At 43.4% G+C, this 25989-nt stretch carries 23 protein-coding genes and 11 tRNA genes; 10 read left to right on the forward strand and 24 right to left on the reverse strand.

The window, feature by feature from the left end; all coding sequences use genetic code 11:
- Window positions 1-622 precede the first annotated feature (622 nt).
- Both NH462_RS16625 and NH462_RS16630 read left to right on the forward strand, forming a co-directional pair.
- Window positions 623-1141: a winged helix-turn-helix domain-containing protein gene (locus NH462_RS16625; protein ID WP_253106724.1), complete on the forward strand. Its 519-nt coding sequence runs from the start codon at window positions 623-625 to the stop codon at window positions 1139-1141.
- A gap of 29 nt (window positions 1142-1170) precedes the next feature.
- A complete protein-coding gene (locus NH462_RS16630) occupies window positions 1171-1899 on the forward strand; it encodes a Sir2 family NAD-dependent protein deacetylase (protein ID WP_253106726.1) in 729 nt (242 codons plus the stop codon).
- Window positions 1900-1917: 18 nt separating this feature from the next.
- On the opposite strand, the gene NH462_RS16635 is transcribed toward NH462_RS16630, so the two are convergent.
- Window positions 1918-2577: a hypothetical protein gene (locus NH462_RS16635; RefSeq protein WP_010370408.1), complete on the reverse strand. Its 660-nt coding sequence runs from the start codon at window positions 2575-2577 to the stop codon at window positions 1918-1920.
- A gap of 101 nt (window positions 2578-2678) precedes the next feature.
- On the opposite strand from NH462_RS16635, the gene NH462_RS16640 reads away from it, so the two are divergent.
- A complete protein-coding gene (locus tag NH462_RS16640) occupies window positions 2679-4835 on the forward strand; it encodes a tetratricopeptide repeat protein (protein WP_253106727.1) in 2157 nt (718 codons plus the stop codon).
- A 150-nt stretch (window positions 4836-4985) separates the two neighbouring features.
- On the opposite strand, the gene lnt is transcribed toward NH462_RS16640, so the two are convergent.
- Genes lnt through miaB form a run of 5 tightly spaced genes read right to left on the reverse strand, consistent with a single transcriptional unit; the run spans window position 4986 to window position 10426 of the window.
- Window positions 4986-6563 (reverse strand): apolipoprotein N-acyltransferase, encoded by a 1578-nt coding sequence (lnt, locus tag NH462_RS16645; protein ID WP_253106728.1) that lies wholly within the window; start codon window positions 6561-6563, stop codon window positions 4986-4988.
- On the reverse strand, window positions 6541-7419 hold the full coding sequence (corC, locus tag NH462_RS16650; protein ID WP_010370418.1) for a CNNM family magnesium/cobalt transport protein CorC: 879 nt from the start codon (window positions 7417-7419) through the stop codon (window positions 6541-6543). The genes lnt and corC overlap by 23 nt, the downstream gene beginning before the upstream one ends.
- Before the next feature lie 22 nt (window positions 7420-7441).
- On the reverse strand, window positions 7442-7900 hold the full coding sequence (gene ybeY, locus NH462_RS16655; protein ID WP_253106732.1) for an rRNA maturation RNase YbeY: 459 nt from the start codon (window positions 7898-7900) through the stop codon (window positions 7442-7444).
- 3 nt (window positions 7901-7903) lie between these two features.
- A complete protein-coding gene (locus NH462_RS16660) occupies window positions 7904-8938 on the reverse strand; it encodes a PhoH family protein (protein WP_010370423.1) in 1035 nt (344 codons plus the stop codon).
- Between the two features lie 54 nt (window positions 8939-8992).
- Entirely contained in the window at window positions 8993-10426 is a 1434-nt protein-coding gene (gene miaB, locus NH462_RS16665; RefSeq protein ID WP_222242577.1) for a tRNA (N6-isopentenyl adenosine(37)-C2)-methylthiotransferase MiaB, read from the reverse strand.
- A 230-nt stretch (window positions 10427-10656) separates the two neighbouring features.
- Between miaB and NH462_RS16670 the strand changes: the two genes are divergently transcribed.
- A complete protein-coding gene (locus NH462_RS16670; protein ID WP_253106733.1) occupies window positions 10657-11823 on the forward strand; it encodes an FAD-dependent oxidoreductase in 1167 nt (388 codons plus the stop codon).
- Window positions 11824-11940: 117 nt separating this feature from the next.
- Here the strand turns inward: NH462_RS16670 and NH462_RS16675 are convergent, their stop codons facing one another.
- From NH462_RS16675 to lolB, 18 genes are all read right to left on the reverse strand, one after another.
- Complete coding sequence (locus NH462_RS16675; protein ID WP_253106734.1) at window positions 11941-12495, reverse strand: hypothetical protein; 555 nt, start codon at window positions 12493-12495, stop codon at window positions 11941-11943.
- Window positions 12496-12581: 86 nt separating this feature from the next.
- Window positions 12582-12666 (reverse strand) — tRNA-Leu (locus NH462_RS16680).
- A gap of 41 nt (window positions 12667-12707) precedes the next feature.
- Window positions 12708-12782 (reverse strand) — tRNA-Gln (locus NH462_RS16685).
- 218 nt (window positions 12783-13000) lie between these two features.
- Window positions 13001-13085 (reverse strand) — tRNA-Leu (locus NH462_RS16690).
- A gap of 41 nt (window positions 13086-13126) precedes the next feature.
- Window positions 13127-13201: transfer RNA gene (locus tag NH462_RS16695), tRNA-Gln, on the reverse strand.
- A gap of 36 nt (window positions 13202-13237) precedes the next feature.
- Window positions 13238-13322: transfer RNA gene (locus NH462_RS16700), tRNA-Leu, on the reverse strand.
- A gap of 85 nt (window positions 13323-13407) precedes the next feature.
- Window positions 13408-13484: transfer RNA gene (locus NH462_RS16705), tRNA-Met, on the reverse strand.
- A 2-nt stretch (window positions 13485-13486) separates the two neighbouring features.
- A tRNA-Gln gene (locus tag NH462_RS16710) sits at window positions 13487-13561 on the reverse strand.
- Between the two features lie 39 nt (window positions 13562-13600).
- A tRNA-Leu gene (locus tag NH462_RS16715) sits at window positions 13601-13685 on the reverse strand.
- Window positions 13686-13839: 154 nt separating this feature from the next.
- Window positions 13840-13914, reverse strand: a tRNA-Gln gene (locus NH462_RS16720).
- Between the two features lie 150 nt (window positions 13915-14064).
- A tRNA-Leu gene (locus NH462_RS16725) sits at window positions 14065-14149 on the reverse strand.
- 124 nt (window positions 14150-14273) lie between these two features.
- Window positions 14274-14350: transfer RNA gene (locus tag NH462_RS16730), tRNA-Met, on the reverse strand.
- A 310-nt stretch (window positions 14351-14660) separates the two neighbouring features.
- Complete coding sequence (ychF, locus tag NH462_RS16735; RefSeq protein WP_010370435.1) at window positions 14661-15752, reverse strand: redox-regulated ATPase YchF; 1092 nt, start codon at window positions 15750-15752, stop codon at window positions 14661-14663.
- 96 nt (window positions 15753-15848) lie between these two features.
- Window positions 15849-16433 carry an aminoacyl-tRNA hydrolase gene (pth, locus tag NH462_RS16740; RefSeq protein WP_010607356.1) on the reverse strand — a complete coding sequence of 195 codons (585 nt, stop codon included), beginning with the start codon at window positions 16431-16433 and terminating at the stop codon, window positions 15849-15851.
- 19 nt (window positions 16434-16452) lie between these two features.
- Window positions 16453-17061 (reverse strand): 50S ribosomal protein L25/general stress protein Ctc, encoded by a 609-nt coding sequence (locus tag NH462_RS16745; protein ID WP_017217941.1) that lies wholly within the window; start codon window positions 17059-17061, stop codon window positions 16453-16455.
- A 161-nt stretch (window positions 17062-17222) separates the two neighbouring features.
- Window positions 17223-18170, reverse strand: coding sequence for a ribose-phosphate pyrophosphokinase (locus NH462_RS16750; protein ID WP_010370444.1), 948 nt, complete (start codon window positions 18168-18170; stop codon window positions 17223-17225).
- 92 nt (window positions 18171-18262) lie between these two features.
- Window positions 18263-19111: a 4-(cytidine 5'-diphospho)-2-C-methyl-D-erythritol kinase gene (ispE, locus tag NH462_RS16755; RefSeq protein WP_253106735.1), complete on the reverse strand. Its 849-nt coding sequence runs from the start codon at window positions 19109-19111 to the stop codon at window positions 18263-18265.
- Window positions 19108-19692, reverse strand: coding sequence for a lipoprotein insertase outer membrane protein LolB (gene lolB, locus NH462_RS16760; RefSeq protein WP_253106737.1), 585 nt, complete (start codon window positions 19690-19692; stop codon window positions 19108-19110). The genes ispE and lolB overlap by 4 nt, the downstream gene beginning before the upstream one ends.
- 83 nt (window positions 19693-19775) lie before the next feature.
- On the opposite strand from lolB, the gene hemA reads away from it, so the two are divergent.
- The 6 genes from hemA to NH462_RS16790 all read left to right on the forward strand — a co-directional run bounded on the left by hemA (window position 19776) and on the right by NH462_RS16790 (window position 25958).
- Window positions 19776-21032 (forward strand): glutamyl-tRNA reductase, encoded by a 1257-nt coding sequence (gene hemA, locus NH462_RS16765; protein ID WP_010370453.1) that lies wholly within the window; start codon window positions 19776-19778, stop codon window positions 21030-21032.
- A 7-nt stretch (window positions 21033-21039) separates the two neighbouring features.
- Window positions 21040-22128: a peptide chain release factor 1 gene (gene prfA, locus NH462_RS16770; protein WP_010607352.1), complete on the forward strand. Its 1089-nt coding sequence runs from the start codon at window positions 21040-21042 to the stop codon at window positions 22126-22128.
- Window positions 22128-22970, forward strand: coding sequence for a peptide chain release factor N(5)-glutamine methyltransferase (gene prmC, locus NH462_RS16775; RefSeq protein ID WP_253106740.1), 843 nt, complete (start codon window positions 22128-22130; stop codon window positions 22968-22970). Before prfA ends, prmC begins: the two co-directional genes overlap by 1 nt.
- A gap of 47 nt (window positions 22971-23017) precedes the next feature.
- Window positions 23018-24559, forward strand: coding sequence for a response regulator (locus tag NH462_RS16780; protein ID WP_010607350.1), 1542 nt, complete (start codon window positions 23018-23020; stop codon window positions 24557-24559).
- 8 nt (window positions 24560-24567) lie between these two features.
- A complete protein-coding gene (locus tag NH462_RS16785; RefSeq protein WP_029215915.1) occupies window positions 24568-24942 on the forward strand; it encodes a SirB2 family protein in 375 nt (124 codons plus the stop codon).
- A gap of 149 nt (window positions 24943-25091) precedes the next feature.
- A complete protein-coding gene (locus NH462_RS16790; protein ID WP_253106742.1) occupies window positions 25092-25958 on the forward strand; it encodes a tetratricopeptide repeat protein in 867 nt (288 codons plus the stop codon).
- Window positions 25959-25989: the final 31 nt, after the last annotated feature.

The following is a 25989-nucleotide window of genomic DNA, read 5'->3' on the forward strand; positions in this document are numbered from 1 at the left end:
AGCTGTCTTAGGTTTTGCAATGAACGTTTGGTATTTTAGTATGGTCGTCAATGTCAAAATTGCAGCAATAAGCCCACTCCATATGTGATGCATGATCAAATGGCTTGCAATGAACATAGGCACATCTTGCCAGCCATCAATTAACAAAAGTTTACTCACTAACAGCAAATATCCGAGTAGGTGTGCAAATAGCACAAGTTTAAATGATTTAACGAACTGGTTTTTTGCGTTGACTGAGAGAGCGGGTATGTTGAGGTGTAGCGCGAGAATAAAGACAGTTGATAGCACAATACTGACTACTCCTAACCCGAGTAATGAGGTTTTTATCAACACCATGGAGTAGATAAAAGCAAGTAACATGAGCCAGCCTAACAATTACGGAAAACGCAGTTTATATACGCTTAGGTTTTGAGTCTATTCGAATTATTCTAAGGATTAGGTAGTGATTTTCTGAGTGATCGCTCTATACTAAAAGCCGATTTTATCAATAGTTTGTAAACCGATGTAACATTGCCCTATATTTTCGCGGCATGTTTCGCTATAAATGCAATGTTATGTCGTAGTAAATTCGAATAAAACAATAATTATTATAGTAATTAAGACCAAGTTGGGAACTAGGGAAATGAAATTTGCTTTTAAGGATTTTTTGTTTGATAGCAAAGAGCTAAAGCTTTATAAAGACGACAGAAAGCTAAATTTAAAACAAAAACCTGCTCAGATATTGGAGTTATTTTTATCCGCTCCTCAAACTATCCACAGTAAAGAAGACATCTTAGAGAAAGTATGGCCAGATAGGAAAGTCACAGATCAGGTCGTATTTCAAAATATTGGCCATTTACGAGCTTTGTTCGGTGATGATGCTATCAAAACCTTTTCACGAAAAGGGTATCAATGGCAGATCCCTTGTACGGCTTTTGAAGGGACTGCGGAAGCTCAGGCTTCATCGCAGGCTTCACCTCAAACAGCGACCAATGAGTCGACTAAAGTGGATGTACAACCGGTGGAAGAAGAAACGGTAGTGACTGAATCACCTTCTGAAGTGCTCGAAAGGCCTGGATCTAGTGGTAGCAAGCTGCCTATGTTTGGGCTTGCGGGTGCACTTGTGTTGCTAGCCTTGGGTATCTACTTTACGTTATCGTGAGTCAAATTTACTTGAGTTGAGGTTGTGTCATGTTGCAAACGTTGTATATCACAGGTGCAGGGGTGAGTGCCGAAAGTGGTATCCCAACCTTTCGAGGAGAGGATGGCTTTTGGACGATAGGTTCGGCTAATTACACTCCTCAAGAAATGGCTACGCGCGCAATGTATAAATCGCAACCGGCAGAATTCTTAAAATGGTATTACCATCGCTTTGTGACTTACCGTAATCACGGTCCCAATCAAGTTCATCAATGGCTTAGTAATAAAAATGTGATCACGCAAAATATTGACGGTTTAGATGGTAAAGCGGGTAATAACCACTTTATTGCGATCCATGGACGTGTTGATCAGGTGACACCCTTTCATACCCAAGGTGAGCCCACGGAGTGCTTTACTGCCCCTTGGGATGAGGTAGACGAAAGTCGATTGGCCGAGTCGTTGTTAGCACTTTTCAAGATTGCTCAACGAGGGCCTGAAAAAGGCGTGTCACTTAAGCCATATGTATTGTTATTCGACGAATACTACACCGATCTGTATCGTATTAGCGAAGCACAGTCACGAATGTATGCCGCGGATCGAATGATTTTTATGGGCACTTCCTTTAGTGTCAATATCACTCAAATGGCCTTGGAAATAGCAAGGCACAAAGCAATTCCGATAGAAGTGGTTGACCCAAATCCTGCGCACTTACTTTACGAGCAAGTCACCTATCACCGCATGACGGCAAGTGAATACATCGCCAGTTTGCCAACCTCTTAATTTAAAGCCTGAGGAAAGTTAGCCTGCATTGCTTTGATAGTAAGTGGCTAGCAGAAATTGTTTATATTCACTGAGCCGGTGTTGTTGTAGGAGGTGTGATTCAATCACTTTGGCGTTGTGGTTTTCCACTGCGCTTGTATGTCGCCTTTCGATTTCCATCAAGCCAAGTAAAGCGCTTAATTCTTGAATACTCAGTGGCGCAGTATGGCTATTAAAAGCTAAGTAGCATTCTAGAGGTGTTAGCTTTTTTGCGTTTCTTTGACTCAGTGCATTTTGAAGTAGCTCTTTGCTTTCAAAGTGCAATAGGGTTCTAAGGTAATTTAGACCGTTATCTTTCGCGGGCATTTGCGATAAAAGAATATGTAGGATGTTATTTCCTTGCGGGTTAAGGTTATTGATTTGCTCAGCTAGGATCAAAGGTGTTGAGAAAAAGGCAAACTTTTCCAAGGAGTTAATCGCAGCTATCATCGCTTCTGGAAAGCATGCTGCTTGTAAGCAAATACTCGCTATATCTTGATAGTGGCCATAGAGTGCAGTGTTACCCTGCGCACTTTGAAAAAGAAACTTGAGGACTTCAATCTGCTCGTCTTTGGGAGCGTGTGCGTACACGGTTTTTATTTTTTCTATATCCGCGCTTTTTAACGCTAGCAAAAACTGAGTTAGACTATTATTCGACATACATAGAACCACAATTTATTATTTAATGCTCACGCAATATGATAGCCTACTTGCCTGCTGTTTTGCTCAATTTATAACGATAATAACAAAGAGACGATTACGTGTTGCACTTTAAGATAATACTGCTTACTTGTTGCCTACTATTAAGCCCGCTAGTTCATGCCAATGAGCGTTTATACGATGCTTTTATTAAAGAAATTCAGCAACAAGAAACACGTGATAGCGCACTTCAAAAAGTCGACCAAGTATTAGAGTCGGGCTTAACACCGGAAGAAATTGCAGACGTTCACCATAAGACCACGGTTGCATTAAAAAACGGTTTCCAGCTCGAAGAGGCATATAAATGGGCGGAGCGCTTTAAACAGGTATTACTCTCGCATCATTTACCCGAATATGAAGCTAAATACTCTTTAACGTATGGTGACCTCATGCTCAAAGAGGGGAGGTTTAGCGACGCGATTAGTTATTTAAACCTAGCCGTATCTCAGCTATCTGCGCTTGATATGCATCGATTGTTAAGCCACGCTTATCGCTTTCGGGCTGCTGCTTACAAAAGCAATGGTAGTTATAAAGACTCGATAGAGAGTTACGAACTCTCAATTGAAGTGGCAAAAAAGTATGAGCTCCCAGACTTGCAGGTATCTGCTATCACTCAGTTAGCAGATGTTTACTCGGATCTTTCATTACCGGACAAGGCACTTGAATTACTGCAGCAATCGATAGCTGTACTAAAAAGCCAAAAACAGGAAAATACGGTTTTACTTGGACAAGTTTACTATAACCTAGGTGGTGCACATCAAGTGATTGGCGACCATGAAAAGTCGCTTGAAGCCTATCAAACTGCTTATAACTATGACATTAAAGCGGGCAATGTCGTTTATTCAGCTTACACGTTGATCCGAATTGGTCGTGAACAAATGAAACTAAACCAATATGACAATGCACAAGCGTCATTTGAAAAAGCATTTACGATTTTCGAAGAAAATGACCACACCAGAAATCAGGGCTGGGCGCTGAGTAATTTGGCTGAAGTTAAATTAAAAGCAGATGAAAAAGCTAAGGCCAAAGAATATGTTGAACAAGCGTTAGAGTTAATCGATCCGGTACAAAGCAAAGTGCTTTATCAAGAGACGATGACTACCTATGCGCAAATTGTTTTACCTGAACGAGCTGATTTTTTTATTCAAAGTATGGAGCAAATTATTGCTCAAGATGAGGTTTATCTTGGCCTCAAGGAAACCGCATTACGAGTGTTAAAGGACGCCTACAGCGCGAAAGGTGACTTTGAGTCTGCGCTTAATTATCACTTGCAATATGCGGAATCTAAGGTTTCTCAACTTGAAAAAGAAGCCAGTCAAAAAGCCTTGGCCTATCAGATGGATACCGAGTACCAGAAGAATCAATATGAGCTACAAAGTCTAAAAACACAGCGTGATGTGGAGCTTGCCGAACAGCGCGTAGAACAAATAGTAACGGCAGCAGTGGTGGGAGTGTTGGTCGTTTTACTGAGCGCGTTCTTATTACTTGCGAGAAACAAACGTCGCGCACTGGAACTTGAGAAGCAGCTTCTCAACAAAACCTTGGATTTAAAGCAGCAACTACTTGCAGATATTTCTCATGAATTGAGAACACCGCTTACCGTACTTAAGCTGCATATTGAATCTCTGGAACATAATTTGGTGGAAAATCCAAAGCAGAGTTACAAAGTGCTTAACCGCCGTCTCGATACTCTTAACACATTAATTAAAGATATCTATGAACTCGCGCAGGCAGATACTGGCAGCCTTAACTTGGCGTTAGAGCGCGTCAATGCCAAACAAGCGTTTATTGGTCTTGTTGAAGATATTGATGACTTTGTGACGGATGAAGGGCTTGAGTTTAATGCCAATATAGAACTACCAGATGAACTGGAAATCGACATTGACGTAACTAGGCTAGCTCAGGTATTCAATAACTTGGCTCGTAATAGTGTAAATTATACCGACAAGCCGGGAGAAGTCTGTGTGGATATTAGCTATCAAAGCCAGCAGATCCAATGTGTTATTGAAGATTCAAGTCCTGGTGTGGGCGATGAAGCTCTAGGGAGATTGTTTGAACGTTTGTTCCGCTGTGATAAGTCTCGTAGCCGAGATCTTGGTGGCTCCGGCTTAGGTTTATCTATTTGTCAAAAACTGGTTGAATTGCACGGTGGCAGCATTGCCGTTGCGCATAGCGAATTAGGTGGGTTGAAAGTGAGTGTTATTATACCTTGTGAGTAATAACACAAACCTGCTTTTACCTAAGGTTAAATACTCAGTGCGATTTTACGTTGTGATATGGTAAAAGCTCGCCGCGTAAAGCGGCTCCCACCAGAGGTTATATATTACGTGTAGGAGCGATTTCACATCGCGATAGGTACAACACCGCAACTACAAAAAGTTGCGTTCAAATCGCTTAAGCACTATGGGCTTTACCTTTGCAGCGGTGAGTATCAGCATAATAAAAGCGACAATAAACCAGATGGGGCGATTACCATGCTCTGCATACCAGCTCACTCCACTAATGAGTTTTACATCACTTTTCAATATATTGGCTTCGAATTGTGGAATGGCATACTGAACTTTGCTAAGCGGATCGTAAACACCAGTGATACCATTATTCGTTACTCGAATTAATGGGCGCTGTAATTCTAAGGCACGCATGCGAGCGATCTGCATATGCTGATGCGGGCCGTGGGAATCTCCAAACCAAGCGTCGTTGCTCACAGTAAAAAGAATATCTGACTCAGAGGTAAAGTTACCTCTCACAAGCTCGCTAAATGCAATTTCGTAACAAATAGCGGGTAACACATGCAAACCGTTCGCAAGTAGGTTTGGTTGTACCGCATCACCTCGAGTAAATGACGACATCGCTAAGTTAAAAAGAGGGGCTATAGGACGCAATAGGTCTTCGAACGGTACAAACTCACCAATAGGCAACAATTGGTGCTTCTGGTAGCGGTTTTTGTGCAGATAGTGATATTGCCCTTCGCTGTCTTCTTTTTCCTTTTTACCAAGCGTGATCAGCGTATTGTATGCGGTTCTGGTATCAAACTGATAATCGGGAATGCCCGTTATCAGCGCCGTGCCATTAAACGCGGCGGCTTTGTCCAGCCCTTCTAAAAATGGGTAGGCGATATCTTCAAATTCAGGAATAGCGGCTTCCGGCCACACCACTAAATCAACGCCTTGCCAGTTAGGTCTGGTCATATCTCGATATTTAGACATGGTAGGCCAAAATTGCTCAGGCTCCCAGCGCAGGCTCTGCTTGATATTACCTTGTACAAGTAAGGTGGTGATTTCATCTCCCGAGTATTTTAGTGGGCCTTGAATGATTGGCACACTGTATAGACCGGCAATGCTAGCAAAGCTGGCTATGGTGAGATAAATCGCACGTTGTTTAAGTAGATAGTAAAGGCTTGTTGTCGCTAGAATAACTAGCAATGTTAAGCCAAATTCACCGATCCAAGGGGCTAAACTGCTCAGAGGCGAGTCAGTTAATGTATAACCAAAGCTAAGCCAAGGGAAGCCCGTGAGCATATGGCCTCGTAGCCACTCGGTAATGGCAAACCCCGCAACAAGTGCCAGCACCCGTTGCCATGGTGTGCGAGAAAAGTAGCTGGCAAAAGCAAATGCCAATGCCGGGTAGATGGCAAGATAAGCACATAGTAATGCCATCAATAGCACCGAGACAGGTAAGGGCAAACCACCAAATTCAGCGATAGAGACATGCACCCAGCTTATGCCAAGGGCAAACCAGCCAAAGCCAAATAAAAAGCCATATTTAGCCGCGAGCTTTAGACTGGGTTTATCGGTAAGCCAAGTCGCTATAATCAAGCTGACAAACGCGATAGGCCAAAAACCAAAAGGGGAATAAGCAAAAGTAAGCGCACAGCCAGAAATGAGTGCCAGCCATGCAAACTTATCTTTTGCGAGGTTACTCAGGTTAGATACTAGAGTCTTCAACATGTTCAGATTTAGGTACACTTACTTGAATTTGTAAGATCCTCCGGTTATCGGAGTTAGTTACCTTAAACTGAAGGGGATCTATGTCTATAGTTTCACCACGGCTTGGCATATGGCCAAATGCATGAAGAATAATACCGCCAATGGTATCGGCTTCTTGGGTGTCGTAGTTGGTTTTGAAAAATTCGTTGAATTCATCCAAGGGGGTGAGTGCTTGTACGGTATAAACATGCTTAGACAGCTGACGAATATCTTGTTGTTCTTCGTCGTCGTCATGTTCATCTTCGATTTCACCAACAATGGTTTCGAGAATATCTTCGATAGTAACCAGTCCAGATACACCGCCGTATTCATCAATCACGATAGCCATATGGTAACGTTTTTGACGGAATTCGTTGAGCAGGGTATCGACACGCTTACTTTCAGGCACGACCACAGCGGGACGAAGATATTCGCGGATACTTGGCAAATCGCTCTCTTCGCGCAAAATCAAAGGTAAGAGATCTTTGGCAAGTAAGATGCCTTCTACGTGGTCTTTGTCTTCACAAATCACAGGAAAACGCGAGTGTGAAGATTCTACCATCATAGGGAGTTGAGCACTGAGCGGCTCATCTACATCAAGTGTAATCATTTGCGAACGTGGGATCATGATGTCACGTACTTTCAGCTCTGAAACGCTGAGTACACCTTCCATCATGTCTTTGGTTTCTGGGTCAATCAGCTGGCGCTCTTGCGCATCAGCGATGACTTCAGCCAGTTCTTCTTTATTTTGGGGTTCCCCTTGCAGCATCTGTGTGATGCGTCCCAGCCAGGTCTTGCTAGAAGAACCCTGACTACTTTGCGAGTTATCGTCGCTCATTAGTTGTGTCTGCTCCGTTAATTTAACAATCGTCTCTGTAAGGATCCGCGATACTCAAAGAAGCGAGAATTAGCTTCTCTATCGTTTCCATTTCTACCGCGTCTTGTTCATTTATATGGTCAAATCCAAGTAAATGCAAGCAACCATGGATAACCATATGGGCGAAGTGGTCATGAAAGGTCTTTTCTTGCTCTATGGATTCTTGGTATACCACTTGGGGACAGATAATCAAATCACCAATAAGTGGCAACTCAATTCCCGGTGGCGCATCAAATGGGAAAGACAACACGTTGGTTGGCTTGTCTTTGCCCCTGTACTGGCTATTGAGCTCTTGGCTTTCGTGCTCGTCAGCGATGCGAATCGTTAATTCTGCTTCTTCGCGAAATTGCGTTAATGCATGCTCTGCCCATAATTGAAATTGCGCTTCGGATGGCAAGTTGTCAAACTCACAAGCCAATTGCAAATCTAGCATTAAGTCCATGGTTTATTCCTCAGAAGGTTGCTGTTTCGCCTGATGCTTTTCAGCTTTAGCGAGACGCTCTTGTTCTTCTTTCTTCTCGTATGCTTCGACGATACGAGCAACCACAGGGTGTCTAACTACATCGTGAGATTTAAAGAAGTTAAATGAAATCTCTTCTACATCATTGAGCACTTCTATCGCATGACGAAGTCCAGAGCGCGCACCACGAGGTAAATCGATTTGGGTGATATCACCGGTGATCACCGCTTTTGAATTAAAGCCAATCCGCGTTAGGAACATCTTCATTTGTTCAGTCGTGGTATTTTGGCTCTCGTCCAAGATAATAAACGCGTCATTGAGTGTTCGACCACGCATATATGCCAAAGGTGCAACCTCGATGACATTTTTTTCGATTAAGCGCTCAACTTTTTCAAAACCAAGCATCTCGAATAGGGCATCATATAGAGGACGAAGGTAAGGGTCGATTTTTTGTGTTAAATCACCCGGTAAGAAACCCAGTTTTTCACCAGCTTCAACCGCTGGGCGAGTGAGTAGGATGCGACGTATTTCTTGACGTTCTAGCGCATCAACCGCTGCTGCAACAGCAAGGTAAGTTTTACCAGTACCCGCAGGACCAACACCAAAGGTAATATCGTGAGTTAAGATATTAGCAACATATTGGCTCTGATTTGGGTTGCGAGGCTTAACCACACCGCGACGAGTCTTAATATAGACTTCTTTGTCCCACACGGTTGGGGCGTCTTGTTCAAGTACGTTCGCTTCTGTGATAGCCAGATGAACCTGATCCGGTTCGATTTCTGTCATTTTTCCTTTCACAGGCTGAGTATCAACATATAGAGATTTTAGAATATCCACAGCTGCTTTTGCCGTTACCGCTTGCCCGGTCACTTTAAACCAATTGTCACGGTGCGCGATTTCAACTCCAAGGCGGCGTTCTATTTGTTTTAGATTTTCGTCGAACGGACCACATAGTGAAGAAAGGCGGTGATTATCTGCGGGTTCTAAGTAAATTTCTATATTCTTTATCTGATTACTCAAAATGTCTTCCTATAAAAACGACGCTAGCCGAAGCTAGCGCACAATTTAAAAATGCTAGGGGGTAAAAGTACCAACACCTAATTCATTAATTTCAGGTTCTTGTGGTGCTTTATTTAAGATATCCGACGGTTTTACGTCACGACGTAAATCCATTTCTGCTTCAGTACGGATAAGCTCACCACGTAACGAGTTTGGTAACGCCTCAGTAATACGTACGTCGACGAATTGGCCGATCACTGAGTGTGGACCTTCAAAGTTTACAACGCGGTTATTTTCGGTTCTACCACGCAGTTCCATTGGGTTTTTCTTCGATGGGCCCTCAACCAAAATACGCTGCTCGGTATCGTGCATCTTGCGACTGATATCCTGCGCCATTTGGTTGATACGGTTCTGTAGAAGATACAGGCGTTCTTTCTTTTCTGATTCTGCAACATCATCAGGTAAGTCGGCTGCTGGCGTACCAGGTCGCGCTGAGTAGATGAAACTAAAGCTCATATCAAAGCCGATATCATTAATCAGGTTCATCGTCGCTTCAAAGTCTGCGTTCGATTCGCCTGGAAAACCAATGATGAAATCTGAAGACATGCTTAGGTTCGGACGGATCTTACGTAGCTTGCGGATCGTTGACTTGTACTCAAGCGCAGTATGACCGCGTTTCATAAGGTTTAGAATACGGTCTGAACCACTTTGTACCGGTAGGTGTAAATGGTCAACAAGCTCTGGCACATCCGCATAGGCTTCAATGATATCTGGTGTAAATTCAACCGGGTGAGATGTTGTATAACGAATACGGTCAATACCGTCAATTGCTGCAACGTAGCGAATTAAGTCAGAGAAGTAACAAATTTCACCATCGTGCATTTCACCACGGTAAGCATTTACGTTCTGACCGAGTAAGTTCACTTCACGTACACCTTGCTCCGCAAGCTGAGCAACTTCAAGGAGCACATCATCTAAAGGACGGCTTACTTCTTCGCCACGCGTGTACGGTACAACACAGAAAGTACAGTACTTAGAGCAACCTTCCATAATTGAAACAAATGCACTCGGGCCTTCAGCCTTTGGTTCAGGGAGACGGTCAAATTTTTCAATTTCAGGGAATGAAATATCAACGACAGCACCTTCTTTACTTTGCACCTGCTTGATCATCTCTGGTAGGCGGTGCAATGTTTGTGGGCCAAACACGATATCAACAAATGGAGCGCGCTGACGAATGGTGTCGCCTTCTTGTGATGCTACGCAGCCACCAACACCGATAACAAGATCAGGGTTTGTGTCTTTTAGTAGTTTCCAACGACCAAGTTGGTGGAATACTTTTTCCTGTGCCTTCTCACGAATCGAGCAAGTATTGAGTAGGATCACATCAGCTTGCTCAGCTTCTTCTGTAAGCTGATAGCCATTTGTTGAATCCAAAAGATCCGCCATTTTCTGGGAGTCATACTCGTTCATCTGACAACCCCAGGTTTTAATATGCAGTTTTTTACTCATTTAAATATTGCCTCGTTTACAACTCGGTGTTTAGCACTACGCGTTTCTCGTGCAGGCGATGCTGAATTGATATCATTATGCCTAAAGGACGCGTATTTTATATGACCTATCTTGTCTAGCCAAGTATAGATTTTAACTTTCAAAATGTGGATCAATACAGGGTGTTTTAAGCAAACATCTGTTTTTATATGCGTTACAATGCGCAAAGACTCAATTAAGTGGAATATGGCATGAAAAACAAGGCTCTGATAGTCGGTGGTGGCATGGTTGGTGCAGCGTGTGCTGTGAAGCTAGCGAAGCAAGGTGTTGACGTAACCATTATTGAACATTCTCCCATCTCACCTGATGCAATACTCGCAAGTGATAAGGTAGATATTCGCGTTTCTGCTATCAATCGCTTTTCCGAGCAGTTATTGGATGAACTCGGTGCTATGCCTGTGTTAAGAAGCACCAGAGCCGCGGTTTACAAGCAGCTAGAAGCCTATGAGGGTAAGCCAGGACAATTGATATTTGATTGTGAAGCGCTAAACGCCTCCCACTTAGGCCACTTAATTGAGAATAACCTCATCCAAGCTGCATTGTGGCAACAGTTTGAGGAATTTGATATCAAAGTGGTTTCACCAGAGGGGATCCCAAAGCGCATTGTTCATAATGAGGATTCCGTGACGATTGAGTATCAAGCAGCATCCTTTACCGCCGATTTGTTAATTGCAGCTGACGGTGGCCGTTCTATCGTCAGACAAATGAGTGGCATAGGCGTGACGGGGTGGCAATATGAGCAACATTGTATGGGGCTGCTGATTAAACTCGACGCGCCGCAGCAAGAAAAAACATGGCAGCAATTTAAGCCATCAGGTCCCATTGCCTTTTTACCTATGCAGTATCCGTATGCCAATCTGATTTGGTATGACAACGGCAATAAACTCAATTTACTTAAGCAACTAGATAAGCAGGCGCTAAAACAAGAAGTAAAAGCTGCATTTTTTGAGCTACCCGGTGACTTTGAGATTGAAGAAGTGGCGGTTTTTCCTTTAGCAAGGCAACATGCTAACCAGTACGTGAGCGAACGAGTGGTATTAGTAGGAGATGCAGCTCATACCATTAACCCGTTAGCAGGGCAGGGAGTAAACCTTGGCTTTAAAGACGTAGCGGCGCTTGCTAAAGCGATTGAGTCAAAAGAAGATATTGGTGACCGCAGCGCACTACATCATTACGAGTCAAAGCGTAGGAAAGACAACCTCTTGATGATGAGTATGATGGATGCGTGTTATTTTGGCTTTTCGAATCAAGTAACACCGTTAAAGCATTTGAGAAATCTGGCGCTGAATGTGGCGAATAAAGCTGGGCCGTTAAAAAAAGAAGTGCTTAAGCACGCCATGGGAGGAGTTGGTTTTTAATCTTTGTTCTCTACACTGAGCGTGTTACACCAATTTACTTAATTAAGTGATCTTTTTGATGGAGCAAGTATTAGGATAAATTGGTATTACTGCACGCTTCATTATTTAGTGCCGAGATTATCTCATCAGTGTTAGCTTATCGACCACATACATCAATGTATTAATATCAAATTTTCCATCTAGCCTTAATAACCAATCACTGTTGGGCTGCAAAATGTAAGCAGTTTGAACTCCTGAAGGTCTGATAGAAGAAAAAATATGTTTTGCTCCGTGAGTAGCGGTAAACACATTTGCTTCGTCTATAACGCCAAGTTCAGCACTGACTTTCTGCATGTCTTCACTCTGTATATCAAACGTGCCATTGAAAGCTCGTGTCATAAACTCAAGAGGTGTTAAATCATACTTGTTAGGTAGACCAGCAAGTGCGGTAGCGCCAGTTATCCAGCTTAACGATAGTTCAGAAGAGTTGTCGTTAATCACAACTGAGTAGGTATCGTTAGTAAAAGTTTGGAATGAAACTTTATTTGCCTGCTCTGAGGACTGACAGTAGCTAAAATGCTGAAGTGCTATTTCTATGTGTGATGGAGAGCAAATTGAACTAGCCTTTGCTTCTACAAAGCTAGGTATACTTAAAATGATTAATGAGAATAAAAGAAATAAAAACTTTAGCACTTTCTTTCCTAATGTGAAGAAAGTTTGAAAGTAGCATTAGTAAAATGAGCTAGGAATGAATAAAGAGGAAAGAAATTGTTACTAAATGGTGCGGAAAGAGAGACTTGAACTCTCACATCCGAAGATACTGGAACCTAAATCCAGCGCGTCTACCAATTCCGCCACTTCCGCACAGTAGAAATTTTGTTTTTAGCTAACATCTCAAAAAGAGATGGCTGGAGTACCAGGATTTGAACCTGGGAATGGCGGGATCAAAACCCGCTGCCTTACCGCTTGGCGATACTCCAGCAATAGAGGTAAGTTCAAACCTTATTTAGCCCAGATTTGAGTTAGGCTACCTTACCGCTTCCACTTCGTGTCGAGACGATACCCAGCAATAGAGGTAAGTTCAAATCTTATTTAAGCCCAGATTTGAGTTAGGCTACCTTACCGCTTCCACTTCGTGTCGAGACGATACCCAGCAATAGAGGTAAGTTCAAGAGTTTGAGTTCTACTTGAAAGAACATGGTGCGGAAAGAGAGACTTGAACTCTCACATCCGAAGATACTGGAACCTAAATCCAGCGCGTCTACCAATTCCGCCACTTCCGCACAGTAGAAATTTTATTTGTAGCTAGCATCTCAAAAAGAGATGGCTGGAGTACCAGGATTTGAACCTGGGAATGGCGGGATCAAAACCCGCTGCCTTACCGCTTGGCGATACTCCAACGAAAATTTGATTGTTTTAGTTCCAATCGAGAACATGGTGCGGAAAGAGAGACTTGAACTCTCACATCCGAAGATACTGGAACCTAAATCCAGCGCGTCTACCAATTCCGCCACTTCCGCATATCATTTGGCATTAGTTATTGGAACCTAAATCCAGCGTCTATATCAAGACATCGAGCAATTCCAAAACTTCCGCATTTGTAAATGGTGGCTATGCCCTGATTTGAACAGGGGACCCCATCATTATGAGTGATGTGCTCTAACCAGCTGAGCTACATAGCCATTGGCTGGAGTACCAGGATTTGAACCTGGGAATGGCGGGATCAAAACCCGCTGCCTTACCGCTTGGCGATACTCCAACGAAATAAAATCTTTTTGAGTTCTGATTTAAAAGAACATGGTGCGGAAAGAGAGACTTGAACTCTCACATCCGAAGATACTGGAACCTAAATCCAGCGCGTCTACCAATTCCGCCACTTCCGCACATCTTTTAGCATTAGTTATTGGAACCTAAATCCAGCGTCTATATCAAGACAACAGCCAATTCCGTCACTTCCGCATATATTATCTGGAGTATTTGGAATCTAAATTCAGCGTCTATTTCAAGACATCTGCTAATTCCTCAACTTCAGAAAGTTGGCTGGAGTACCAGGATTTGAACCTGGGAATGGCGGGATCAAAACCCGCTGCCTTACCGCTTGGCGATACTCCAACGAAACTCAAATCTAACTTAAACTGTTGAACCCAGGATTTGAATCTGGGGGTGGATGAGTGAGGGATCAAAACCTCTCTCTTCTCTGCCTTACCGCTTGGCGATACTCCAACGAAGTAAAATCTTTTTGAGTTCTGATTTAAAAGAACATGGTGCGGAAAGAGAGACTTGAACTCTCACATCCGAAGATACTGGAACCTAAATCCAGCGCGTCTACCAATTCCGCCACTTCCGCACATCTTTTTGCATTAGTTATTGGAACCTAAATCCAGCGTCTTTATCAAGACAACTGCCAATTCCGTCACTTCCGCATATTTTTTGCAACAACTAATCGATGAGTTTTGGTAGTAGTTAAAGCATGGTGGCTATGCCCTGATTTGAACAGGGGACCCCATCATTATGAGTGATGTGCTCTAACCAGCTGAGCTACATAGCCATCTCTTTAACTTCTCATCATCGCTGATGCGGGGCGTATTATGCGTATATGCCCCCAAGCCGTCAACACCTTTTTTGCAAAAAATCTGCTAACACAGTTTGTTTGCAGATAAATTAAGCGAAACGGCCTGTTTTTATATCAAATCATGCGGGGCAATTGCAAATTTTTAACAAAACCTGTGAACTTTTATTCCTTTGGAGTCTATAACTTACTCTTAAGAACAAGGTACTTATTTGATTAAAAAGCAGAGTTGATAAAACTAAAAAGGAGCCGAAGCTCCTTTTATTTAATTAGCGTGTAGTAACTATGGTTACACATTAAATAAGAAGTTCATTACATCGCCGTCTTTTACGATGTATTCTTTACCTTCTTGACGCATTTTACCTGCGTCTTTTGCACCAGATTCACCACGGAACTCGATATAATCATCAAAGCCGATAGTCTGTGCACGAATAAAACCACGCTCAAAATCTGTGTGGATTTTACCTGCAGCTTGTGGTGCTGTTGCGCCAACAGGGATAGTCCATGCACGTACTTCTTTTACGCCAGCTGTAAAGTAAGTTTGCAGTTTCAACAACTCATAACCACCACGGATCACGCGGTTCAGGCCCGGTTCTTCTAAGCCTAAGTCATCCATAAACTCTTTCTTATCTTCTTCTTCAAGTTCAGAAAGTTCAGCCTCAATTGCTGCACATACAGGGATCACAACCGCGTCTTCTGCAGCTGCAATTTCACGTACTTTGTCTAGGAATGGGTTGTTTTCAAAGCCATCTTCATTAACATTGGCGATGTACATGGTTGGCTTAATCGTTAAGAAGTTTAGGTAGCTTATTGCTGCCGCTTCTTCTTTATTTAGCTCAAGTGAGCGAAGCGTTAAGCCTTCGTCCAAGTGCGCTTTCACTTTTTCAAGTACAACGAGTTCAAATTTCGCGTCTTTATCGCCGCCTTTCGCTTTCTTCGCGTTACGTAAAACTGCGCGATCAGCAGTATCCATGTCTGCAAGTACTAGTTCAGTGTTGATAACATCAATGTCTTCAGCAGGATCGATTTGACCAGCAACGTGAACGATATTTTCATTTTCAAAACAGCGAACTACGTGACCGATAGCATCCGTTTCACGGATGTTTGCCAAAAATTGGTTACCTAAACCTTCACCTTTCGATGCGCCTTTTACCAAACCGGCAATATCCACAAACTCCATTGAAGTTGGGATAGTACGCTGAGGGTTTACAATTTCAGCTAGCTGGTCAAGACGAGCATCTGGTACTGGTACTACACCGGTATTCGGTTCGATAGTACAGAAAGGAAAGTTTGCGGCCTCAATGCCCGCTTTAGTCAACGCATTAAATAAAGTAGATTTACCTACGTTAGGTAAACCAACAATGCCACATTTAAAACCCATAGTGTTTATTCCTAAATTTCTACCGTATTATCTCAAGCACGCATCATGGCGAACGAGAAGCTTAGGTATTACTCAATCAATCGCAGCAGTGAACTGTTACGGTTTAAATGAATGTAGTCGATTTTGCGCTTTTAACACACCGTCTTTTGCGAGTATTTCCATACATCGGACTGCTTCATCCACAGCGGCATCAATTTTCTCTTGATCAGCTTGTGGTGCTTTGCCTAAAACCCAGCCCGTGACTTTGTCTCTGTGTCCTGGGTGACCAATACCAACGCGCAATCGCATAAATTCTTTGTTATTTGCCATTTTAGCGATTATGTCTTTTAAGCCATTGTGACCGCCGTGACCACCACCTTTTTTGAGTTTGGCGATACCGGGTTCTAAATCCATTTCATCGTGAGCAACAAGAATACTCTCGACGGGGATTTTATAAAAATTGGCAAGACTCGCGACCGCTTTACCACTTAAGTTCATATAAGTCGTAGGGATCAGCAATTTAAACTCTTGATTATTGATGAGCACTTTGCCGGTGAGGCCGTGATGTTTAGCGTCTGGTTTTAGGAGGCAATTGTATCTTCTGGCTAGTTCTTCGATAAACCAAGCGCCAGCGTTATGACGGGTGTTTGCGTATTCGGGGCCTGGATTAGCCAGGCCCACAAGCATTTGAATATTATTCAAGGTGTTAACACCTGAACAATTACTCAGCTGCGTCTTCAGCAGACTCTTCAGCAGGAGCTGCTTTAGGAGCGTTTACTGAAACAACCGCTTGGTCGTGATCTGCACCTTTAGCAAGTTCAACTGAAACAACGCCAGCTGGAAGCTTGATATCAGATAGGTGTAGAGTTGCGCCAACAGCTAGTGTCGCTACGTCAACTTCGATGAACTCAGGAAGTCTTGCTGGAAGACAAGTGATTTCAATTTCAGTTAGTTGGTGAACGATAGTGTTGCCACCTTTCGTTGCTTTCTCTTCGTTGATGAAGTGAACAGGAACTTTAGTGTGAAGCTTTTGAGAAGCATCAACGCGTTGGAAGTCTAAGTGAGTGATCTTAGGCTTGTACGGGTGACGTTGCATATCTTTAAGAATTGCTTCAACAGACTCACCGCCAATGTTTAGCGTTAGGATGTGAGTGTAGAAACCTTCGTCTTCTTGCGCTTTCAATACTTTGTTGTGATCAAGAGTTAGTGAAACTGCATCTTTACCAGCACCGTATAGGATTGCAGGAACTTTGTCAGCGCGACGTAGGCGGCGGCTCGCACCAGTACCTAGGTCAGAACGTACTTCAGCGTCTAATTTATATACAGACATGGATGTCTCCAAAATAATTTAAGTTAATGTGTCAGAGAGCTCGCGACCAAGCTCCCTGCCTAAAAAAGGCGCGCCAATATACCACTAACGCACTTGCAATGAAACCTATAAAACAAAAAAAGCACCAGAGGTGCTTTTTGGCTAATCAGTTTTGGTGCCGATTAGTGTTGAAACATCGCAGAGATTGACTCTTCGTTGCTGATACGGCGGATAGTTTCGGCCATCATATCCGCAAGTGTTAGTACTTTGATGTTATCAAGCGCTTTCAATTCATCAGAAAGTGGAATTGAATCAGTCACGATAACTTCATCGATAACTGAGTTGCGTAGATTTTCCGCAGCATTGCCCGAAAGTACTGGGTGGGTTGCGTAAGCGAATACGCGTTTTGCACCGTGCTCTTTAAGTGCCGCTGCTGCTTTACATAAAGTACCGCCTGTATCTATCATGTCATCGACAATGATACAGTCACGACCAGCAACATCACCAATGATGTGCATAACTTGAGAAACGTTAGCCTGTGGACGACGCTTATCAATGATCGCTAGGTCTTTATCATCTAACAGTTTTGCAATCGCACGAGCACGAACCACACCACCGATATCAGGTGAAACTACTACTACATCTTCGAACTTACGCTCTTTCATGTCTTCGATTAGCACTGGGCTACCGAATACATTGTCAACAGGTACGTCGAAGAAGCCTTGGATTTGTTCTGCGTGTAGGTCAACGGTAAGAACACGGTCAACACCTACGCTTGAAAGGAAGTCTGCAACAACTTTAGCAGTAATTGGAACACGAGCAGAGCGCACACGGCGGTCTTGACGTGCGTAACCGAAATAAGGAATAACGGCTGTGATACGACCAGCAGATGCACGACGTAGCGCATCAACCATGACGATTAACTCCATTAAATTATCATTTGTAGGAGCACATGTTGATTGGATGATGAATACATCTGAACCACGAACGTTTTCGTTGATTTGAACGCTAATTTCACCGTCGCTAAAACGGCCAACAACGGCATCACCTAACTCAATAAACAAACGTTTTGCAACTTTTTGAGCTAGCTCAGGTGTTGCGTTACCAGCGAAGAGCTTCATGTCGGGCACGGTAGGGTTCCTCAGGCACTGAATTTTTTGGACTAACATGCAATGACCATGAAATAAAAAAGTCAAAACAAGCTAACTTAAACAATTTACTTCTAGTTTTGCCAAGCGCGCAATTGTCGATGACAAATTGACTCACTTGTATTTTGGGCAATAAAGCCCTGCCAAGATGAAGGTAGAGTTTCGAGCACACGCAGCGCTGCCTCACGATTTTCAAACTCCGCGAAACAACAAGCTCCAGTACCAGTCATTTTGGTTGGTGCATATTTTAGCAACCACGCGAGGGTCTTTTCAACCTCGGGGTAAAGCTTTTTGACAAGAGTTTGACAGTCGTTGCCCGTATCCGAGAGTTTCCAACCACTTTTTAGCTTAGGCGTATTGCGCGGTAAATCTGGGTGAGTAAAGACTAACGCGGTGCTGACATGAACGGGTGGGGCAACCACCAAATACCATTTTTGGGCAATGTCAATTGGCTCAAGTTGCTCGCCAACGCCGTGGGCTACAGCTGTTTTACCTTCAACAAAAACAGGCACATCGGCGCCTAGCTGGAGACCGAGTTTTGCAAGTTCTGGGATAGTAAGCTGACATTGCCACAGCGTATTGAGTGCCAATAAAGTCGTGGCAGCATCGGATGAACCACCACCAACACCTCCACCCATGGGAAGCTGTTTATTTAAGTGAATGTCGACACCAGCCGCAATTTTTTTATAGGGCTCAAGAATTTTGGCGGCTTTATAAATGAGGTTATCTGCGAGTGGAATACCTGCGGTGTCACCACAAATAACGATTTGTTGCTGGTTACTGGTTAGCGTAAATGCTAATTCATCACCAAAATCTAAGAAAGTAAATAAAGTTTCTAGTTCATGGTAGCCGTCTTCTCGACGGCCATTGATATGCAAAAAAAGATTTAATTTTGCCGGTGCGCTTAGCGTCAATGTCTTCATTTAAACTGCCATGAAGTGATTAATACTTTGACCTCAATATTGGTCGATGAGAGTTTCATGCGGCTAGGCAGCCACATTCCATCTTGCATTTTATATTGTTGATAGATGATTTGCCACACTCGACCAGATGGGCTTTGCCACTGTGCATTGCTTATTCTGCCAAGGTCATCAAGTTCGCTGGCTGGTGCTTCAACTAAGCCCGTTAGCCACTGAGGGGCTTGATTTACCGGAAGAGATAGACCACTTAAACGCTTAACCAGATCGCTACTATCCATGCCTTTATGGACATTGTCTTCAAAGGTCAGCTCCGAATGTGTGTCTAGTTCTTCTAGTTCGAATATGCGGGTGCCAACAAAACTGGTTAAGATCAGATTTTGTTTGTCTTCTTTTAAATACCAATTAAAGTTAGCTGATTGACGATTGTCAGGGGCAATAAATGCAAGTTTACCTCTCGCTTGCCAATTTTTTTGTTGTTTTAGCCTAGATTGCCAGTCTTGTGCTACGTTTTGCTGAGGTAATTGTTGCGCACAACCGGTTAAAATTAATAAAAATATGAGTAAAATCAAATGAAGTTGTCTCAAAGGCCTTTCCTTACTTTCCATATTCGATTGATTTTTGGTAAAATTGCCGGCTTTAAAGCAGGGCTCGAGCAATACTGGCATCTATGACCATCATCGCACTTGGTATCAATCACAAAACCGCGTCTGTAGAATTACGTGAAAAAGTGGCGTTTTCTCCAGAACAGCTTACAGAAGCATTGCACCAACTCCAACATTCTTCGCAGTTTAAAGAATCTGTGATTGTGTCGACCTGCAATCGAACCGAGATCTATTGTAGCCTTGAGTCTGCTGATCCCCAAGCACTACTCGGTTGGTTGTCAGATTTTCATAACATAGAGCAACGAGACTTAACAGAAAATGTCTATGTGCATATGAATCAGGATGCGGTGAACCATTTAATGCGAGTTGCCTGCGGTCTTGATTCATTGGTTTTAGGTGAGCCACAAATTCTTGGGCAAATTAAACAAGCTTTTAGTACGGCCAAACAACACCATGCAATTCAGCCAACATTTGAGCGCTTATTCCAAAAGACTTTTTCGGTAGCTAAGCAAGTGCGCACCGAAACCGATATTGGTGCAAGTGCAGTCTCAGTGGCATATGCCGCTGTTAATTTGGCAAAGCATATTTATGGTCAATTGGATAAAACTCAGGTCTTGTTAATTGGTGCCGGTGAAACAATTGAGTTAGTTGCTAAACACTTATCGCAGCATAATCCAAAGTCAATCACAGTCGCGAACCGCACAATTGAGCGCGCACAAAACCTAGCGAAAGAAGTTGGCGGCAGTGTTATTTCACTGGCACAGTTGCCAGATGCGCTACCAAGTGCAGACATTGTTATTAGTTCAACTGCGAGCACCTTACCAATTATCGGTAAGGGAGTGGTCGAGCAAGCGCTTAAAAAACGTCGCCATAAACCAATGTTATTTATCGATATCGCGGTGCCTCGCGATATCGAAAGCCAAGTGTCAGAGTTGGATGCTGCTTATCTTTATTCAGTTGATGATCTTCAGGCGATAGTCAATGAAAACTTGGCCAGTCGTGAGCAAGCGGCCATTGAAGCGCAGCAGATCATTGATGTTCGCACGCAAGAGTTTTCCGAGTGGCAACGTTCGCTGCATTCAGTGGATGTGATTAGGCAGTATCGCCAAAGCGCGCAAGAAATTAAAAATGAGCTCGTGGATAAAGCACTAAATCAGCTACAATCGGGCAAAGAAGCAGATAAAATTATTATTGAATTAGCAAATAAGCTGAGTAATCGACTAACACACGCACCAACACGCGCCATTCAAGAGGCTGCGAAAGAAGGCGATATAGATAAGTTAGCGCAACTCAAGCAAACATTAGGTATTGAGCAGGAATAACGTGTAAATGAAAGAGTCTGTATATCGTAAGTTAGAAACCTTAGTAGAGCGCTATGAAGAAGTTCAAGCGATGCTAAGCTCGCCTGAGGTGATTAGCGATCAGAACCGCTTTCGCGCCTTGTCAAAAGAGTTTTCAGAATTGGAAGACGTAGTTAAAGCGTTTACAGCCTACCAACAGGCTCAGGAAGACGTCGCAACTGCTGAAGAAATGCTAAAAGACTCAGATCCAGACATGCGTGAAATGGCACAGGAAGAGTATAAAGAAGCAAAAGCTGCCATTGCTGCGCTTGAAGATGACCTTCAAGTATTGATGTTGCCCAAAGATCCAAAAGACAATAACAACGTATTCTTGGAAGTGCGTGCGGGAACCGGTGGTGATGAAGCCGCGATTTTCGCTGGCGATTTATTCCGTATGTATAGCCGCTATGCAGAAACGCAAAAGTGGCGTGTTGAAATCGTGAGTGCTAACGAAGGCGAGCACGGTGGCTATAAAGAAGTTATCGCTAACATTAGTGGCGACGGTGTCTATGGCAAGCTTAAGTTTGAATCTGGCGCTCACCGTGTACAACGTGTGCCTGAAACCGAATCTCAAGGCCGTGTTCACACCTCCGCGTGTACGGTTGCTGTGATGGCAGAGATCCCAGAGGCAGAAGCAATCGAAATTAATCCATCTGATCTAAAAGTGGATACTTTCCGTGCATCAGGTGCCGGTGGTCAGCACGTAAACAAAACTGATTCCGCTATTCGTATCACTCACTTGCCGACAGGCGTTGTGGTTGAATGTCAGGACGAACGTTCACAACATAAAAACAGAGCGAAAGCGTTGTCTGTACTAAGCGCGCGTTTACAGCAAGCAGAAGATGAAAAACGTGCAGCGGCAGAAGCCTCCGAACGTCGTAATCTAGTAGGTAGCGGGGACCGCTCTGAGCGTATTCGTACTTACAACTTCCCGCAGGGCCGTATTACCGATCACCGTATCAACCTGACACTTTATCGCCTTAATGAAGTGATCTCCGGTGAGCTGGGTGCTGTTATCGATCCACTGGTTATTGAATACCAGGCTGATCTACTAGCAGCAATGAGCGAAAGCGATTAATGCCAACACTTAACATTGCCCAAGCCGTTGCTTGGGCAACCTCTGAGCTGTTACCACACTCCGAGTCAGCAAAGCTCGATAGCGAAGTGTTATTACTCCATGTTATCGATAAAAACCGCACTTATCTCTTTACTTGGCCCGAAGCTGAGCTTTCTGCACTAGAGCAGCAGCAATTCGAAGAATGTATCGCACGCCGTGTTACAGGAGAACCCGTGGCACACATCACAGGTCAAAGAGAATTCTGGAGCCTGCCTTTAAAAGTTAACAACAGCACGCTTATTCCAAGGCCTGATACTGAAACTCTGGTTGAGCATGTTTTAACTCTCAGCATGCCAAATGACGCTCAGGTGCTAGACTTAGGCACAGGTACTGGCGCAATTGCACTGGCGTTGGCGAGTGAATATCCAGCTTGGCAAATCACCGCAGTAGATGCTTCAGCAGACGCCGTGGCGCTTGCAAAGTCTAATCAATCTCAGTTGGGCTTTAAGAACGTGTCGATTTTGCAAAGTGATTGGTTTAGCGCAGTTGCAGAGCAACAGTTTGATTTGATTGTGAGTAATCCGCCTTATATTGATGAAGCCGATCACCACTTATCACAAGGAGATGTGAGATTTGAACCGCTCAGTGCGCTGGTCGCGGATGACCATGGCTATGCGGATATTTTTCATATTATCAGGACGGCTAAGCTACATCTGAACTCAGGGGGATATTTGCTACTTGAACATGGCTTTGAGCAAGCAGATAAGATCCAACAGTTTTTTGCAGAAATGGCGTATATTAATATACTTACAATAAAAGATATGGCAGGGTGTGATAGAGTGACGTTGGCAATGTTGCCGTAAAGTCATGAACTCACACGAAAGTTAGGCGCTTCAATAGGATCCGCAATATGGATGATTTTTTGTTTTCAGACGAACCCGCTGACGTAGTTGAACCTGAAAAAGTAGGCACTTGGAAGGTTATTATTGTCGATGATGAGCCCGAAGTGCATGCAGTGACAAAATTAGCACTGAGTGACTTTGAGTTTCAAAAAAAGCGTCTGGAATTTATTAGCGCTTATTCGGGTGAAGAAGCAAAGAAAATCGTCGATGCCAATCCCGATGCTGCGGTGGTGTTACTAGATGTTGTCATGGAAACCGACGATGCTGGTTTGCAGGTTGCAAAATACATTCGTGAAACCGCCAAAAACAACCATATCCGTATCATTTTAAGAACTGGTCAGCCGGGTCAAGCGCCTGAGCGCCAAGTTATCGTGAACTACGATATCAACGACTATAAGTCAAAAACAGAACTCACCGCGCAAAAGCTCTTTACTGTGGTCATGTCGAGTTTACGTTCATATCGCGACATTCTCGCCATCGATCAATCAAGACAAGGGCTTGAGAAAATCATTAAAGCCTCCCGTGATATTTTTGCTACTCACTCAATAGAGAGTTTTATCGAGGGCGTGTTACAGCAACTTACTTCGCTGATAGGCACGGTCGACCAAGCCATGTATGCAACGTCACTTGCGGCGGGTAAAGAAGCTGGTCAAACGAACGATCAACTGGTTGTATTTGCAGGGCGTGGAGAGTTTGAAAGTAGCGAAGGTAAGCCGATTTCTGAAGTGCTTAGCAGCGACCAAATGGATGCTTGCTTAAAAGCACTACAAGATAAAGACATTGTATATAAAGACAATTACCTATTCGCCTATTGCTCCAGTGACTATAACCACGCCTCAATGCTATTTGTGTCTGGTATTCCTGAATTCTTAACCGAAACTCAGCGTCATTTAATTGATATTTTTGCTCAAAATATGCAATTGGCGTACGAAAATGTACAGCTACAAGCCGAGATTGAAGATACCCAGCAAGAACTGGTGATCCGTTTAAGTGAAGCGCTTGAGCTTCATTCCACCAATACCGGCAATCATGTGAAGCGGGTGGCATATCTTTGTCATACGCTTGCCAAAGAAATGGGTCTTTCTGATAAAGAAGCAGAGCTGGTGAAAATGGCGTCACCACTGCACGATGTGGGTAAAGTTGGAATTCCTGACGCGATTTTAAATAAGCCTAGCAAGCTGGATGACGAAGAGTGGAAAGTCATGCAAACCCATACAGACAAAGGCTTTGACTTGTTAAAAGATTCTCGCCGTGAGATTGTCAGTGCGGGCGCACTAATCGCTCGAGACCACCATGAAAAATGGGATGGCAGCGGTTATCCGAAAGGTAAAAAAGGCGATGAAATACACCTTTATGGTCGCATCGTAGCGCTAGCTGATGTGTATGATGCATTACGCCATAAACGTTGCTACAAAGAGGCATGGAGCCAAGAAGAAGCGCAAAAAGAGATTACTGCGCAAAAGGGAAAACACTTTGACCCCAAACTCGTGGATGTATTCAACCGTTGTATTAATGAGTTAGAATTGATCCTACAACGTTTCCCTGATTAGAGAATAATATGGATTACATGGCGTTAAAACATACGCACTTACTATTTGTGGTATTGAGCATAGTGCTTTTTTACACTCGCGCGTTTTCGCGTTTGGGCTCTGGTAAATTAGCAACAAACAAAGGCGTGTTTATTACCAGCCACAGTGTAGACACTTTGTTGTTAGTTACAGCGGTTATTTTAGCGGTAACGGCGGGGCTCAATCCTGCACAACAACCTTGGCTGCTACAAAAAATCGTATTGGTGTTTGGTTATATTGCGCTGGGTTTTGTAATTGCAAAAGCAAGTGTTAAAAAGACCAAATATTTGGCGCTAGGCGCTGCAACATTGGTACTAATGGCCATCGCGCACCTCGCCGTAAGCAAACAAGGCTTCTTTGCTTAACCATTTCAATTGGCGCTTGGCTTATCACCGAGCGCTTCTATATCTCCATAATAAGTAAACATTTTTACTATTTCAGCGAACGATAGATTGGTATTACTAAATTTCCCCCCTTGGGAATATGACAAAAAGTGGTAAACTAGTCGTTCTAAATGAAAGCAATTCAAGAGAAACCGAATTCTATGAAGAATGATATCTGGTTAGATGAGAATGACTTATCTCTCGATGACAATACAGATGCATTTTCCTATCCGCCGTTGATCCGTTGTATCAAGGCTGAGCAAAGTTGGGATGCACAAGCTGACACCAATGAAACTTTGTGTCAGTTAGCGGAGCTTGAATTTGCCGTGGATGAAATTCGCCATAAGCATACAAACAATCATAAATGTTTGGATGAAATCTTAGACGCTTTTTATACCTTGTGGCTATTCAGTGGTAGCAGTCAAAAGGTGCCTGAATATAAGCTCAATAGCGTTTGTTACGCACTTTCTATGCGCAGTGGTACCAATACCGCACTGGGTCTTGTCTTAGTGCATCTGCTTGAACGAGCGAAATTAGAGGCCAGTCTCGCCCTAAGCCAAGGGGAGATTGTCGTACACGTCGCTTTTAGCGAAGAAGAAGGTTATGTCATTGAGCCAAGTTCAGGCCACCAAAGTTGGTACATAATTCCAGAAAACGAAAACAATCAAGACAAAGAGCAAGAAAAAGACCAAGAGCCGATGGAGCTTATTTTTAACGAAGAGTCGTTAAAGCTTTATTTGTCTCAGCAAAAGTGGGCGTTTATTGCGGCAGAAAAGTTTGGTCACGCGTTAAGTTGCGTCGAGCAATTGATGGATATCTTAGGCGATGATCCTTATGAACGTCGTGATAGAGGTTATCTACTCAACCAATTAAATTGTCCGAAGATGGCAAAAGACGACTTACAATTTTTTGTTGATGAATGTCCGGACGACCCAACCATTGAAGTGATCCAGCATCAGATCAAAGAGTTGGCCGATCATAATAATATTTTGCATTAAAAATAGTGATATAAAAAATAATAACAGCGAG

The organism is Pseudoalteromonas sp. OANN1 (assembly GCF_024124685.1).
GTDB classification, from domain to species: domain Bacteria; phylum Pseudomonadota; class Gammaproteobacteria; order Enterobacterales; family Alteromonadaceae; genus Pseudoalteromonas; species Pseudoalteromonas piscicida.